The organism is Streptococcus sp. Marseille-Q5986, from assembly GCF_946902915.1.
In the GTDB taxonomy this organism is placed as follows: Bacteria; Bacillota; Bacilli; order Lactobacillales; family Streptococcaceae; genus Streptococcus.
Genome location: NZ_CAMPPY010000001.1, coordinates 179557 through 194236, shown reverse-complemented (window position 1 = coordinate 194236; position 14680 = coordinate 179557). Strand labels below are relative to the sequence as shown.

Sequence of the window (14680 nt, the reverse complement as noted above, 5' to 3'; positions counted from 1 at the left end):
GGAACAATCATGACTGAAAAAATTCAATTATCAAAATCAGATCGTCAAAAAGTTTGGTGGCGTTCACAATTCCTTCAAGGTTCTTGGAACTACGAGCGTATGCAAAACTTGGGTTGGGCTTATTCATTGATGCCAGCTATCAAAAAATTATACACTAAAAAAGAAGACCAAGCGGCTGCTCTTGAGCGTCACCTAGAGTTCTTCAATACTCACCCATACGTCGCTGCTCCAATCATGGGGGTTACTCTTGCACTTGAAGAAGAACGCGCTAACGGTGTTGAAATCGACGACGCAGCTCTCCAAGGGGTTAAGATTGGTATGATGGGACCTCTTGCTGGTGTCGGTGACCCAGTATTCTGGTACACAGTTCGTCCTATCCTTGGAGCCCTTGGTGCATCACTTGCTGCATCTGGTAACATTGTTGGCCCCCTTCTCTTCTTCTTTGGATGGAATGCTATCCGTATGGCCTTCCTATGGTATACACAAGAGTTCGGTTACAAAGCTGGATCTGAAATCACTAAAGACATGTCTGGTGGTATCTTGAAAGACATCACCAAAGGAGCATCTATCCTTGGTATGTTCATCCTTGCCGTTCTTGTACAACGTTGGGTGTCTATCAACTTCACTGTTAACCTTCCGGGTAGACAATTGGCTGAAGGTGCTTATATCAACTTCCCAGAAGGTGCTGTAACAGGTGGAGAATTGAAGGGAATTCTTGGTCAGGCTCTTAGTGGTCTGAGCTTAGATAGCGTTCAACCTCAAACTCTACAAGGTCAGTTGGACTTATTGATTCCAGGATTGATGGGACTTCTCCTTACTTTCTTCTGCATGTGGTTGCTTAAGAAAAAAGTATCACCAATCGCAATCATCCTTGCTCTCTTTGCAGTAGGTATTGCAGCTCGTTTCCTCGGTATCATGTAATCCAAACCATCGAGAATATAGATAAAAAACCCTAGGACAATAGTCTCTTATCCCCAAAAAAGCAACGGATTTGCCGTTGCTTTTTGCATGGTTGCGATAGTCTTGGTAAAATAGAATTGCACAATACACCATTTAGAAAGGCTATCTCATGCATATTCACTATAACAAAAATCAAACAACTTTACCACTAGAAATTCGTTCTTTCTTGCCACAAGACTTCTCGTCTTTACTATTGAAAAAGTGCTGAATACCTTGGAAGATCGTCATTTCCCTACCTTCTGTCATGCCTCTGCTCGCCCGTCTTAGCACCCTAAAATGCTTGTATCTACTCTTCTATTTGCCTCTTCACAAGGGATTTTCTCTGCTCGAAAAATTGAAAAAATGATGATTGAAAATCTCGCCATGCAGTACCTAACAGGGCAGTTGGTTGTTAGCTATCGCACCATCAAGCGTTTTCGTGTCGCCGAAGGGATGGAAGAACTCATTCGTGATCTTTTCATCGACCTCAATCTTCGTTTAAAAACGGAAGAGTTAGTGATCTTAGATTGTTTGTGTATTGACGGGACTAAGATTGAAGCCAATGCCAACAAGTATCGTTTCGTGTGGAAAAAAGCAAGGGACAAGTTTTCCGTCAAACTGCAAGAACAGATCCAGATTTATTGTCAAGAAGAAATCATTCCTCTTATCCATCAAGCTATCGAACTAGAGACACAAGAGCCTATCTCCTCAGGGCAGTTGATTGAACTCTCTCACGTCCTTGAAGAAGAATTGCCAAGACATGGAGGAGACACTCCTTAAAGGAAAAGATGAGCGTAAAACCAAAGGTCGGAAACTCAAGAAAATCTTGCCTAAAGTCAAAGATGATTTTTCAGTACGTGCTGAAAAATAGGAGAAGGATCAAGAAACTTTTGTAGGTCGCAACAGCTTTTCCAAAACAGATACAGATACCAAGACTCTTCTCCCCTTACTTGAAACCTATCCACATGACCTAAAGACAGTTGTCGCAGATGCTGGATATGGAAGTGAAGAGAACCTCCTTCGTTTAGATGAAAAGGAGGTGAACCATCTGATGAAATATGCCATGTTTGATAAGGAACAAAAGAGAAGGTATACACAGTCAGCTAGAAACTTAGGGAATTGGTACTATAATGGCAAGGAGGATAGCTACACACATCCTGATGGCTGGTGTTATCGTTTTCGCCCTATCAAACATCAGAAAACAGAGACGGACTTTCAAGAGGAAATCAAGGTTTACTACGCTGATGAATCTGAATCAGCTCCTCAAAAGGGACTGTATATGAATGAAGGCTATCAGCACTTAAAAAATAAAGAATGCCAGGCGCTTTTATCTCCCCAAGGTAGACAGATTTTCGCTCAACGCAAGATTGATGTGGAACCTGTCTTTGGACAGATAAAGGCTTGTTTGGGGTACAAGAGAGGTAATCTGAGAGGGATGCGTCAAGTGAGAATTGACATGGGATTGGTACTTATGGCAAATAAGCTCCTAAAATACAATAAGAGAACGACTTAAAATGAAAAAGCTAAGCTTTTTTCTTATTTTCTAGAATGTTGTTTACCAGCATTACGTTTTTTAGTAGTCGTAATTGCAGTTGCTTGGTTAGGAGTAATATCTTTTCGCCCGCCTGTAGTTGATGCTGAACTTGCTTTTGGTGGGTTCTTGGCTAGTTCTTCACGGACTTTTTTGCGAAGTTTTGGACGAACGATATAGTTGACGATAAACTGTTGGAGAATCATCATGAAACCACCGACAACCCAGTAAAGTGTGACACTAGCTGGTGAGAAGAGGGAGAAGACGACGATCATGAGTGGGCTCATGTAAATCATTTTCTTGATTTGTTCTCTTTGCATTTCATCTTCTACCCCGTGAAGTGAAAGGAGCGATTGAAGATAGTAAAGGACACCAGCGCAGGCAACCAAAATCATACTTGGAGAACCTAGAGGAATGCCTAGGTAGCTTGCTTGAGCAACACCTTCAGTATGTTGGGCAGCAAAGTAGATAGCAGAGAAGAAAGGCATTTGAAGGAGGATAGGGAAACATCCTACACCGCCAAACATGCTGATACCGTGCTCTTTTTGAGCAGCAAAGAGAGCTTGTTGGGCTTCGAGTTTTTCTTCTTGAGTAGTTGCTTCTTTGAGACGCGTTTGGTGTGGCTCAAGGACGTGCTTGAGGGCGTTCATCTTTTCAGAGTGAAGCGTTGCCTTCCATGATTGGTAGATACCAAGTGGCAAGATAATCAAGCGCACGATAATAGTTACGATGATGATAGCGACACCGAAGCCTAGACCTTTATCAGTAGCGAAGTACTTGATAGCTTCAGCCATAGGGGCTCCGATGGTATTCCAAATAAATCCTGTCGGCTGACCTGTGGTTTTATCGACATTGACACAGCCAGTTAAGACTAGCAACATAGCCACTCCCATAGCTGAGAGTGCAAAACGTTTAATAGATTTCACTGTTTTTATTCCTTCTTTAAAAATTATACCTTTCTATTCTACTGTTTTTTTACAAAATATACAATAGTTCTGGAGACCTAATTTGCGATTTTAAAGTCAGGATAGGGAGGAAAGTTGCTCAGTTGGACATCTAAGTAGCTGACTTTTGAAAAAGGTGTGGGTCCTTTTCGGATTTCTTGGATAAATTTTGCCATGATAGCAGATGAGTCTGCTTGGGCTAAAATTTCCACTGTGCCATCGTCGTTATTCCATACTCGGCCTGTGATGCCACCAATTTCAAGTGCCAAGCTGTAAACACCCCAACGAAAGCCGACTCCCTGTACCCTACCTTGGGCAATCATTCTAACCTTTTGCATACCAAACCCCTTTGATTGTGTTATAATATTTCTATGACTATTATAACCTCAAAAGCCAATTCTGTGGTAAAAAATACCAAGAAATTACACCAAAAAAAATACCGCAAGTCAGCCTATTTGATTGAAGGCTGGCACTTGTTTGAAGAAGCTGTTCAAGCTGGAGTGACGATTGAGAAAATCTTTGCCTTAGAAAATTACCGAGATCAGTTAGCTGCTTTTCCGCAAACTGTCTGGGTTTCAGAGGATATTTTGCTAGATTTGACGGATTCTCAGACTCCACAGGGCATTGTTGCGGTGGTTCAAAAAGAAGAAGTAGGACAAGCTGATTTGAGTCAGGGTAAATTCTTGTTTTTGGAAGATGTGCAAGATCCTGGTAATGTGGGAACTATCATTCGGACTGCGGATGCAGCAGGTTTTACTGGAGTGATTGTTTCAGATAAGTCAGCAGATATCTACAGTCTCAAGACCTTACGTTCCATGCAAGGCAGTCATTTCCATCTGCCTATTTACCGGATGTCTAGTCAAGCGCTTCTCGAGAAAGCTAAAAAGGCAGCTATTCCAGTACTGGCAACAACCCTATCTAAAGATTCTGTTGATTACAGAGAACTGCCTCCTATAGAAAATTTTGTACTAGTCATGGGAAATGAGGGTCAAGGAATTAGTCCCCTCATGACTGAAAGTGCAGACCAGTTGGCCCATATTAGCATGAAGGGGCAGGCCGAGAGTCTCAATGTTGCGGTTGCAGCCGGTATTTTAATTTTTCATTTAAGCTAATTTTAACTTTTTTTGCTATAATCAAGGAAAGATGTTCATAGAAAAGGGGAAAAGGATGAATCACACTATTATACATGACCGTGCAGGTCTCAATCAATTTTACGCTAAGGTTTATGCCTTTGTTGGTCTGGGAATCGGACTATCTGCTTTGGTATCAGGCCTTATGTTGACGGTCTTTCAGTCTCAGTTGCTTTACTTTTTGATGCAGGGGCGTCTCTGGTTGACCATTGCTACTTTTGCGGAGTTGGCCTTGGTTTTCGTTGCCAGTAGTATGGCCTTAAAGAATAGTCCAGCTGCTCTTCCAGTATTTTTGCTTTACTCTGTTTTAAACGGTTTTACACTCAGTTTTGTGGTGGCCTTCTATACTCCAGGTACAGTTTTATCTGCCTTTGTATCGAGCGCCCTTCTCTTCTTTGTCATGGCGGCAGTTGGTATCTTCACCAAGAAAGACTTGAGTGGTCTTGGTCGAGCGATGATGGCAGCTCTCATCGGTTTGCTGATTGCTATGATAGTCAATATTTTCTTGGCTAGTGGTTTCTTTGATTATATGATTAGCGTAGCCATGGTTTTGGTTTTCTCAGGGTTGATTGCTTGGGACAACCAAAGAATTCGTCTCGCTTATGAACAATCACAAGGCCGTGTAGCGACAGGTTGGGTTGTGTCAATGGCTCTCAGTATCTATCTTGATTTTATCAATCTTTTCCTAAGTATTCTACGTATCTTCGGTCGCAATGACTAGAAGGTATTTAACATCAGTGTTCGAAGGAGCACTGATTTTTTTAAATTTGCTCTTTCCTTTTCTTGGAAATAGGTGTATAATGCTTTTAATTAAATTTTTGAGGAGTAGCTTATGAAGAAAAGTTTTATCCACCAACAAGAAGAAATTTCCTTTGTCAAAAACACTTTTACCCAGTATTTGAAAGACAAGCTAGAAGTTGTCGAAGTTCAAGGTCCTATCTTGAGTAGGGTCGGTGACGGGATGCAGGATAATTTATCAGGTGTGGAGAATGCCGTATCGGTCAAGGTTCTCCAAATCCCTGATGCTACTTATGAAGTGGTGCACTCCCTTGCCAAATGGAAACGTCATACTTTGGCTCGTTTTGGTTTTGGTGAGGGGGAAGGTCTTTTCGTTCACATGAAAGCCCTTCGTCCAGACGAAGACTCGCTGGATGCAACCCACTCTGTCTTTGTGGATCAGTGGGACTGGGAAAAGGTCATTCCAAATGGACAACGTAATATTGCCTACCTAAAAGAAACCGTCGAGAAGATTTACAAGGCTATTCGCCTGACGGAGTTAGCTGTTGAAGCCCGCTATGACATCGAGTCAATCTTGCCAAAACAAATCACTTTCATTCATACAGAAGAGTTGGTAGAACGCTACCCAGACTTGACACCGAAAGAACGTGAAAATGCGATTTGTAAAGAATTTGGAGCCGTCTTTTTGATTGGTATCGGTGGCGAGTTGCCAGATGGTAAACCGCACGATGGACGTGCACCAGACTATGATGACTGGACAAGCGAGTCTGAGAATGGCTACAAGGGTCTAAATGGTGATATTCTTGTCTGGAATGAGTCTTTAGATGGAGCCTTTGAGTTGTCTTCTATGGGGATTCGTGTAGATGAAGAAACCCTTCGCCGTCAGGTTGCAATTACAGGTGATGAAGACCGCTTAGAATTGGAATGGCACAAGGCTTTGTTGAATGGTCTATTCCCATTGACAATCGGTGGAGGAATTGGACAATCTCGTATGGCTATGTTCCTACTTCGCAAGAAACACATCGGAGAGGTGCAAACAAGTGTTTGGCCTCAAGAAGTCCGCGATACTTACGAAAATATTTTATAGAGAATCGAACCGCAAGGTTCGGTTTTCTTTCTCTTTTCGCCCATAATTTGGTATAATAAACGGTATGAAAATCGTATCAGGAATCTATGGGGGACGTCCCCTCAAGACACTAGAAGGCAAGACGACAAGGCCCACTTCGGATAAGGTTAGGGGAGCCATTTTTAACATGATTGGTCCCTACTTTGAAGGGGGACGAGTCTTGGACCTTTATGCAGGTAGTGGTGGTTTATCTATCGAGGCAGTATCGCGTGGCATGTCCAGCGCTGTTTTGGTGGAGCGAGACCGTAAGGCTCAGGCTATCGTGGCTGAAAATATTCAGATGACCAAGGAAGTTGGAAAATTTCAACTCCTCAAGATGGATGCAGACAGGGCATTGGAACAGGTATCTGGGGAATTTGACCTCATTTTCTTAGATCCTCCTTATGCCAAGGAACAAATTGTAGCAGATATTGAAAAAATGGCTGAGAGAGAGCTTTTTTCTGAAGATGTCATGGTCGTGTGTGAGACGGATAAGGCCGTTGAACTTCCAGAAGAAATTGCCTGCCTGGGTATCTGGAAGGAAAAGATTTATGGAATTAGTAAGGTGACAGTCTATGTCAGATAAGATTGGCTTATTCACAGGCTCATTTGATCCGATGACAAATGGGCATCTGGATATGATTGAACGGGCGAGCAAACTCTTTGATAAGCTCTATGTCGGTATTTTTTTTAATCCCCACAAACAAGGATTTCTCCCCATAGAAAATCGTAAACGGGGGTTAGAAAAGGCTGTGAAACATTTGGAAAATGTTGAAGTCGTGTCTTCTTATGATGAATTGGTGGTTGATGTTGCAAAAAGACTGGGGGCTACTTTCCTAGTACGGGGGTTGAGGAATGCATCGGATTTGCAATATGAAGCTAGTTTTGATTACTACAATCATCAGCTGTCTTCTGATATAGAGACTATTTATTTACATAGCCGACCTGAACATCTCTATCTCAGTTCATCCGGTGTTAGAGAGCTTTTGAAGTTTGGTCAAGATATTGCCTGCCATGTTCCCGAGAGTATTTTGGAGGAAATTAAGAAATGAAAAAAAAGATTAGATGGCCCTTATATGTCATTGCGGCCTTGATTGTGACTTTCTTGGCATTTGTAGTGCCCTTGCCCTACTATATAGAGGTGCCAGGTGGTTCGGAAGATATTCGCCAAGTCCTTAAAGTCAATGACACAGAAGATAAGGAAGCTGGTGCCTATCAATTCGTTACGGTTGGTGTCCAGCACGCTACTTTAGCCCATATGATTTATGCGTGGTTGACGCCTTTTACAGATATTCGGAGTGCTCAGGAGACTACAGGTGGAACTTCCGATATTGAATTTATGCGAATCAATCAATTCTACATGCAAACATCACAAAATATGGCCAAGTATCAAGGTCTAAAAACAGCTGGTAAGGATATCGAACTAAAATATCTTGGGGTTTATGTTTTGACTGTGACGGATAATTCGACCTTTAAAGGGATTCTTAACATCTCTGATACAGTTACCGCAGTCAATGATCAGACATTTGATAGTTCCAAAGACTTGATTGATTACGTCAATTCTCAAAAACTAGGGGACTCCGTCAAGGTCACCTATGAAGAGGATGGGCAAACCAAGTCTGCAGAAGGTAAGATTATCAGCTTGGAAAATGGAAAAAATGGGATTGGAATCGGTTTGATTGACCGTACAGAAGTGACCAGTGATGTCCCAATTCGCTTTTCAACAGCCGGTATCGGCGGTCCAAGTGCAGGTCTCATGTTTAGTCTGGCCATCTATACCCAAATAGCTGACCCTGGCCTTAGAAATGGCCGTATCGTTGCCGGTACAGGAACCATTGACCGCGATGGTAATGTGGGGGACATTGGAGGTATTGATAAAAAAGTAGTTGCAGCCTCTCGTCAGGGAGCCAACATCTTTTTTGCTCCTGACAATCCAGTCACCGAGGAAGCAAAAAAAGCAGATCCCGATGCGAAAAGCAACTATGAAACAGCTCTAGAAGCTGCTAAAACGATCAAAACAGAGATGAAAATCGTTCCCGTTAAGACCTTGCAAGATGCGATTGATTACCTCAAAAACAATCCCTAATTCGTAGAAAAATCGAAAACTAGCGCGTAAGCGGATAAGATGGTATAATAGTCCAATGGTTCAATTATTATTCACTCTGAGTAGTCATATACTCTTTATTTATTTGAGTTTTTACCTTTTAAAAGATCTTGTAAGATGGGAAAAGGTTTTAAAAGTAACTGCTACTAACACAAAAAAAGTTCGTTTGTTGGTCGGCTTCTTTAGTATTGTGATGGGCTATATCTTGAGTTCATTCTTTATCAGCCTATATCAGTTATGGCAAGAAGCGCTTAGAGGATTATTATAATTTGCGTGTTTAAGAAATTACTTTCAAGATATTATTAAACTTATAGGGAGAAATAGAATTCATGGATATTATAATCTTATTGTTGATAACGCTATTAATTTATTTGTTACCTCAAAATAAGGAATATCTAAATGTTAAATCTACATCAGGGCTTAGAGGATTTCTAGCTATAGGAATAATATTTCATCATTTGTCACAATGGGTTACATCTGGTGATGAATTTTCTAATTTTTCCTATATGGGAACTTATATCGTTTCTATTTTCTTCTTTTTATCAGCCTATGGATTGTATTTTCAGAACGAAAATAAGAAAAACTATCTAGATAATTTTTTAGTTAAGAGACTTTCTAAAATTCTAGTTCCATTTTTTTATATATCGTTTAAGTTTTTCAAAAATAAGTTCATTTCTATTGTTATCAATACAATACTTATAATTGGTTATATTTGTTTAGCTATAAAATTAGGTTACGGTTTTTGGTGGTATAATAGTGTTTTTCCCTTCATTATTGGCTTAATATGGGCTAAAAATCAAGAGAAAATTGATAGAGTTTTAGATAGACATTATTTTATCATACTTGTTTTAGTAACTGTGTTACTCTTTATTTCACATCAATACGATATTTTGTTGAGGTATGTGCATTTAGAAGATAGTTATAGTTACGCGTTAGCTGCTAATTTAGATAATATTATTTTTACAATCTACTTTATTATTGTTTTTTTGAAAAAAATAAATTTTTCAAATATATATTTGATTTTAATAGGTAGTATATCATTTGAATTATATATGATACATGGATTAGTTATTTCTATGCTAGGAAAAACACTTGTGTCATCCAGAATAAATGATGTGATATTTACATTTTTTGTGCTGGTCCTTAGTCTAATTTTAGCTTGGATTATTAATAAATTAGTTAATAGAATTACAAAGAAAGTAAGTCTATTACAAAATCAAGAGTAAAGGAAATAAGTATGGAAAAAATTGTGGTTCAAGGTGGCGATAATCGTCTGGTAGGAAGTGTTACGATTGAAGGTGCAAAAAATGCAGTCTTGCCCTTGTTAGCAGCGACTATTCTAGCCAGTGATGGAAAGACCGTCTTGCAGAATGCTCCTATCTTGTCAGATGTTTTCACTATGAATCAGGTGGTTCGTGGTTTGAATGCCAAGGTAGATTTTGATGAGGAGGCTCATCTTGTCGAGGTGGATGCGACTGGCGATATCACTGAAGAAGCCCCTTACAAGTATGTCAGCAAGATGCGCGCTTCCATCGTTGTCTTGGGACCAATCCTTGCCCGTGTAGGTCATGCCAAGGTGTCCATGCCAGGTGGTTGTACCATTGGTAGCCGTCCTATTGATCTTCATTTGAAAGGTCTGGAAGCTATGGGGGCTAAGATAAGTCAGACGGCGGGTTACATCGAAGCTAAGGCTGATCGCTTACATGGTGCCCATATCTACATGGACTTCCCAAGTGTTGGTGCTACGCAGAACTTGATGATGGCAGCGACCCTAGCTGATGGGGTGACAGTGATTGAAAATGCTGCGCGTGAGCCTGAGATTGTGGATCTAGCCATTCTCCTCAATGAAATGGGAGCTAAGGTTAAGGGTGCTGGTACAGAGACCATTACCATTACCGGTGTTGAGAAACTTCATGGTACGACTCACAATGTAGTCCAAGACCGTATCGAAGCAGGAACCTTTATGGTAGCTGCTGCCATGACTGGTGGTGATGTCTTGATTCGAGACGCTGTCTGGGAGCACAACCGTCCCTTGATTGCCAAATTGCTTGAAATGGGAGTGGAAGTAACAGAGGAGACTGAAGGAATTCGAGTTCGCTCTCAACTAGAAAATCTCAAGGCTGTCCATGTGAAAACCTTGCCCCACCCAGGATTTCCAACAGATATGCAGGCTCAATTTACAGCTCTGATGACCGTCGCAAAAGGGGAATCCACCATGGTGGAGACAGTTTTCGAAAATCGCTTCCAACACTTAGAAGAAATGCGCCGTATGGGTTTGCATTCTGAGATTATCCGTGATACAGCTCGTATTGTTGGTGGACAAGCTTTGCAGGGAGCAGAAGTTCTATCAACGGACCTTCGCGCTAGTGCGGCCTTGATTCTGACAGGTTTGGTGGCGCAAGGAGAAACAGTCGTCGGTAAATTAGTCCACCTTGATAGAGGTTACGATCGCTTCCATGAGAAGTTAGCTCAGCTAGGTGCTAAGATTCAGCGGATTGAGGCAAATGATGAAGATGAATAAGAAATCAGTCTACGTAATCAAGCGTTTACTTTTAGTCATTCTGGTACTGATTTTAGGCGTTCTAGCCCTAGGAATCGGTTTAATGGTCGGTTATGGAATCTTGGGCAAGGGTCAAGATCCATGGGCTATCCTGTCTCCGGCAAAGTGGCAGGAATTGATTAGCAAATTTACAGGAAATTAGACTGGGAGGCCAGCCTTTTTCTAAAGAGGGAGAAATATGAACAAAAAAACAAGACAGACACTAATCGGACTGCTAGTGTTATTGCTTTTGTCTGCAGGGAGCTATTATATCAAGCAGATGCAGTCGACAGCTAATAGTCCCAAAACCAAGCTTAGTCAGAAAAAACAAGCTTCAGAAGCTCCCAGTCAGGAGCTGGCTGAAAGTGTCTTAACTGAGTCAATTAAGAACCAAATCAAGGGGGAGCTCGAGTGGAATGGAGCAGGGGCCTTTGTTATCAATGGCAATAAAACCAATCTAGATGCCAAGGTTTCAAGTAAAACATACGCCGATAATAAAACAAAGACAGTGGGCAAGGCAACCGTACCAACTGTAGCAAATGCTCTCTTGTCTAAGGCAACACGCCAGTACAAGAATCGTGAAGAAACTGGGAATGGTTCGACTTCGTGGACTCCTCCAGGCTGGCATCAGGTTAAGAATCTAAAGGGTACTTATACCCATGCGGTCGATAGAGGTCACTTGTTAGGTTATGCCTTAATCGGTGGTTTGGATGGTTTTGATGCCTCAACAAGTAATCCTAAAAATATTGCTGTTCAGACAGCTTGGGCAAACCAAGCACAGGCTGAGGATTCGACAGGTCAGAACTACTATGAGAGTTTGGTCAGAAAAGCCTTGGACAAAAATAAGAGGGTCCGTTATCGGGTGACGCTCCACTATGCGACAAATGAGGACCTAGTTCCATACGCTTCACAAATCGAAGCCAAATCTTCGGATGGCGAATTGGAGTTCAACGTGCTAATCCCAAATGTTCAAAAGGGGATCCAGCTTGATTACCAAACGGGTCAAGTAACGGTGACGGATTAGAAATAATAGATATTATAAAAACATCTCCTTTGTTTTCTAGAGGCAGGGGAGTTGTTGTTTAAATGAAAAATAATGTGAATCCTGAAGAATTTTATGATATAATAAAACACAAGATACTATTTTAGGAGAAGGACTATGGAAGACCCGAGCAGTCAGAATTTGTTGCTACAGTTTGTATTATTATTTATCTTGACCTTGTTAAATGCTTTTTTCTCAGCCACTGAGATGGCAATGGTGTCACTAAACCGTTCCCGAGTAGAACAAAAGGCAGAAGAGGGAGACAAACCTTACATCCGTTTGTTAAAGGTACTTGAAAATCCTAACCACTTTTTATCAACGATTCAAGTTGGTATCACTTTAATTACCATCTTGTCTGGGGCCAGTTTAGCGGAGACTCTAGGACGCGAAATTGCCTCTTGGATAGGGAACAGTGAAACAGCTTCCGCTATTGCAAGTTTTCTATCTTTAGCGTTTTTGACCTATATTTCCATTGTTTTTGGGGAACTCTATCCCAAGAGAATTGCTCTAAATCTGAAAGATTCCTTGGCTATCCGAACAGCGCCAGTCATTATTGGTTTGGGGAAAATTGTCAGTCCCTTTGTTTGGCTCCTATCAGCCTCAACTAATCTATTGAGCCGTGTGACGCCAATGACCTTTGATGATGCTGATGAAAAGATGACACGTGATGAAATAGAGTACATGCTTACCAATAGTGAAGAAACACTGGATGCAGATGAGATTGAAATGCTACAGGGAGTCTTTTCTTTAGATGAACTAATGGCTCGTGAGCTAATGGTGCCTCGAACAGATGCCTTTATGGTAGATATTCAGGATGACAGTCAAACGATTATCGAGAGTATTTTAAAGCAAAATTTCTCACGTATCCCTGTTTATGATGGTGATAAGGATAATGTTATTGGTTTGATTCACACCAAGCGCTTGTTGAATGCCGCTTTTGTGGATGGTTTTGACAATATTGTCTGGAAACGAATTCTCCAAACGCCACTGTTTGTTCCTGAGACTATCTTTGTGGACGATCTTCTTAAAGAACTTCGAAATACCCAAAATCAAATGGCCATCTTACTAGATGAATACGGTGGAATGGCTGGTTTGGTAACTCTGGAAGACCTCTTAGAAGAAATTGTTGGTGAGATTGATGATGAGACTGACAAGGCTGAAATTGAAGTCCATCAAATAGGAGAAGACACCTATATCGTTCAAGGTACCATGAATCTTAATGATTTTAATGACTACTTTGATGTAGAACTGGAAAGTGATGATGTTGATACCATCGCCGGTTATTATTTGACGGGTGTGGGAATGATCCCAACAACTGAAAAACTCAGTTATGAATTGGTCAGCCAAAACAAACAAATCATCCTAACCAATGACAAGGTGAAAAACGGACGTGTTACCAAGGTAAAAGTCCAAATCACTGAAATAGAGACTGAAGAAGAAACAGAATAAAGAACCTAGGACAAAATAGTTCTCAACCACAAAAAAGCTAGAGATTTCCAATTGCAGAACTCTAGCTTTTTCATTTTAAGGGCTCTCTTATTGTATTTTAGGAGCTTATTTGCCATAAGTACCAATCCCATGTCAATTCTCACTTGACGCATCCCTCTCAGATTCCCTCTCTTGTACCCCAAACAAGCCTTTATCTGTCCAAAAACAGGTTCCACATCAATCTTACGTTGAGCGAAAATCTGTCTACCTTGGGGAGATAAAAGCGCCTGGCATTCTTTAGTTTTTAAGTGCTGATAGCGTTCATTCCTATACAGTCCCTTTTGAGGAGCTGATTCAGATTCATCAGCATAGTAAACCTTGATTTCCTCTTGAAAGTCCGTCTCTGTTTTCTGATGTTTGATGGGGCGAAAACGATAACACCAACCATCAGGATGTGTATAGCTATCCTCCTTGCCATTATAGTACCAATTCCCTAAGTTTCTAGCTGACTGTGTATCCCCTCTCTTCTGTTCCTGATCAAACATGGCATATTTCATCAGATGGTTCACCTCCTTTTCATCTAAACGAAGGAGGCTCTCTTCACTTCCATATCCAGCATCTGCGACAACTGTCTTTAGGGGTTTCAAGTAAGGGGAGAAGAGTCTTGGTATCTGTCGGATTTGAGAAGACATCATAGTGAAGAAGAAATTGGTTTTCAGTAGCGATTTGAAGATGATAAGCAGCCTTGAGTGGGTCATTTTTCATATGATCTTCTTTCATCCGCATAAAAGTGGCATCTGTATCTGTTCTTGCAGTTTGACGGAAAACTTGTCCCTTGCTTTTTTCCACACGAAACGATACTTGTTGGCATTGGCTTCAATCTTAGTCCCGTCAATACACAAACAATCTAAGATCACTAACTCTTCCATTTTTAAACGAAGATTGAGGTCGATGAAAAGATCACGAATGAGTTCTTCCATCCCTTCGGCGACACGAAAACGCTTGATGGTGCGATAGCTAACAACCAACTGCCCTGTTAGGTACTGCATGGCGAGATTTTCAATCATCATTTTTTCAATTTTTCGAGCAGAGAAAATCCCTTGTGAAGAGGCAAATAAAAGAGTAGATACAAGTATTTTAGGGTGCTAAGACGGGTGACCAGAGGCATGATAGAAGGTAG

Annotated in this window: 19 protein-coding genes and 1 pseudogene; 15 read left to right on the top strand and 5 right to left on the bottom strand. The window is 41.1% G+C overall.

All coding sequences use genetic code 11. The features are described from left to right. The first annotated feature begins 9 nt into the window (after positions 1-9). From OVN21_RS01155 to OVN21_RS01145, 3 genes and pseudogenes are all read left to right on the top strand, one after another. Positions 10-921, top strand: a complete 912-nt coding sequence (locus OVN21_RS01155; protein ID WP_267246930.1) for a PTS system mannose/fructose/sorbose family transporter subunit IID — start codon at positions 10-12, stop codon at positions 919-921. 315 nt (positions 922-1236) lie between these two features. Next, positions 1237-1719 (top strand): transposase, encoded by a 483-nt coding sequence (locus OVN21_RS01150; RefSeq protein ID WP_267246929.1) that lies wholly within the window; start codon positions 1237-1239, stop codon positions 1717-1719. Positions 1720-1921: 202 nt separating this feature from the next. After that, positions 1922-2452, top strand: a pseudogene (locus OVN21_RS01145) (transposase); the annotation flags it as partial. Positions 2453-2475: 23 nt separating this feature from the next. Here the strand turns inward: OVN21_RS01145 and yidC are convergent. Together yidC and OVN21_RS01135 are read right to left on the bottom strand one after the other, a co-directional pair. Beyond that, positions 2476-3396, bottom strand: a complete 921-nt coding sequence (gene yidC / locus OVN21_RS01140) for a membrane protein insertase YidC (protein WP_267246928.1) — start codon at positions 3394-3396, stop codon at positions 2476-2478. 77 nt (positions 3397-3473) lie between these two features. Beyond that, positions 3474-3752, bottom strand: coding sequence for an acylphosphatase (locus OVN21_RS01135; RefSeq protein WP_020903085.1), 279 nt, complete (start codon positions 3750-3752; stop codon positions 3474-3476). 33 nt (positions 3753-3785) lie between these two features. On the opposite strand from OVN21_RS01135, the gene OVN21_RS01130 reads away from it, so the two are divergent. The 12 genes from OVN21_RS01130 (at position 3786) to OVN21_RS01075 (ending at position 13521) form a co-directional block, all read left to right on the top strand. Then, positions 3786-4526 (top strand): TrmH family RNA methyltransferase, encoded by a 741-nt coding sequence (locus OVN21_RS01130; protein ID WP_267246927.1) that lies wholly within the window; start codon positions 3786-3788, stop codon positions 4524-4526. Positions 4527-4581: 55 nt separating this feature from the next. After that, complete coding sequence (locus OVN21_RS01125) at positions 4582-5265, top strand: Bax inhibitor-1 family protein (RefSeq protein ID WP_267246926.1); 684 nt, start codon at positions 4582-4584, stop codon at positions 5263-5265. 111 nt (positions 5266-5376) lie between these two features. Continuing rightward, positions 5377-6369: an aspartate--ammonia ligase gene (gene asnA, locus OVN21_RS01120; protein ID WP_267246925.1), complete on the top strand. Its 993-nt coding sequence runs from the start codon at positions 5377-5379 to the stop codon at positions 6367-6369. A gap of 64 nt (positions 6370-6433) precedes the next feature. Then, positions 6434-6973 carry a 16S rRNA (guanine(966)-N(2))-methyltransferase RsmD gene (rsmD, locus tag OVN21_RS01115; protein WP_267246924.1) on the top strand — a complete coding sequence of 180 codons (540 nt, stop codon included), beginning with the start codon at positions 6434-6436 and terminating at the stop codon, positions 6971-6973. After that, positions 6963-7439 (top strand): pantetheine-phosphate adenylyltransferase, encoded by a 477-nt coding sequence (coaD, locus tag OVN21_RS01110; RefSeq protein ID WP_267246923.1) that lies wholly within the window; start codon positions 6963-6965, stop codon positions 7437-7439. Before rsmD ends, coaD begins: the two co-directional genes overlap by 11 nt. Next, positions 7436-8473 (top strand): SepM family pheromone-processing serine protease, encoded by a 1038-nt coding sequence (locus tag OVN21_RS01105; protein ID WP_267246922.1) that lies wholly within the window; start codon positions 7436-7438, stop codon positions 8471-8473. The genes coaD and OVN21_RS01105 overlap by 4 nt, the downstream gene beginning before the upstream one ends. Before the next feature lie 55 nt (positions 8474-8528). After that, positions 8529-8759 (top strand): DUF1146 family protein, encoded by a 231-nt coding sequence (locus OVN21_RS01100; RefSeq protein ID WP_002892633.1) that lies wholly within the window; start codon positions 8529-8531, stop codon positions 8757-8759. Positions 8760-8820: 61 nt separating this feature from the next. Next, positions 8821-9717 carry an acyltransferase family protein gene (locus OVN21_RS01095; RefSeq protein WP_267246921.1) on the top strand — a complete coding sequence of 299 codons (897 nt, stop codon included), beginning with the start codon at positions 8821-8823 and terminating at the stop codon, positions 9715-9717. 11 nt (positions 9718-9728) lie between these two features. Next, complete coding sequence (gene murA / locus OVN21_RS01090; protein ID WP_267246920.1) at positions 9729-11012, top strand: UDP-N-acetylglucosamine 1-carboxyvinyltransferase; 1284 nt, start codon at positions 9729-9731, stop codon at positions 11010-11012. Beyond that, a complete protein-coding gene (locus OVN21_RS01085) occupies positions 11005-11193 on the top strand; it encodes a DNA-directed RNA polymerase subunit beta (RefSeq protein WP_267246919.1) in 189 nt (62 codons plus the stop codon). The genes murA and OVN21_RS01085 overlap by 8 nt, the downstream gene beginning before the upstream one ends. 36 nt (positions 11194-11229) lie before the next feature. Beyond that, the gene (locus tag OVN21_RS01080; protein ID WP_267246918.1) at positions 11230-12054 is read left to right on the top strand and encodes a DNA/RNA non-specific endonuclease; all 825 of its coding nucleotides are present in this window, start codon (positions 11230-11232) and stop codon (positions 12052-12054) included. 135 nt (positions 12055-12189) lie between these two features. After that, positions 12190-13521: a hemolysin family protein gene (locus tag OVN21_RS01075; RefSeq protein WP_267246917.1), complete on the top strand. Its 1332-nt coding sequence runs from the start codon at positions 12190-12192 to the stop codon at positions 13519-13521. A 5-nt stretch (positions 13522-13526) separates the two neighbouring features. Here the strand turns inward: OVN21_RS01075 and OVN21_RS01070 are convergent, their stop codons facing one another. The 3 genes from OVN21_RS01070 to OVN21_RS01060 are packed head-to-tail and all read right to left on the bottom strand — an operon-like array spanning position 13527 to position 14597. Continuing rightward, complete coding sequence (locus tag OVN21_RS01070) at positions 13527-14147, bottom strand: transposase (protein ID WP_267246916.1); 621 nt, start codon at positions 14145-14147, stop codon at positions 13527-13529. Beyond that, a complete protein-coding gene (locus OVN21_RS01065) occupies positions 14101-14280 on the bottom strand; it encodes a hypothetical protein (protein ID WP_267246915.1) in 180 nt (59 codons plus the stop codon). The genes OVN21_RS01070 and OVN21_RS01065 overlap by 47 nt, the downstream gene beginning before the upstream one ends. Continuing rightward, positions 14277-14597: a transposase gene (locus tag OVN21_RS01060; protein ID WP_267247285.1), complete on the bottom strand. Its 321-nt coding sequence runs from the start codon at positions 14595-14597 to the stop codon at positions 14277-14279. The genes OVN21_RS01065 and OVN21_RS01060 overlap by 4 nt, the downstream gene beginning before the upstream one ends. Between the last annotated feature and the right edge of the window lie 83 nt (positions 14598-14680).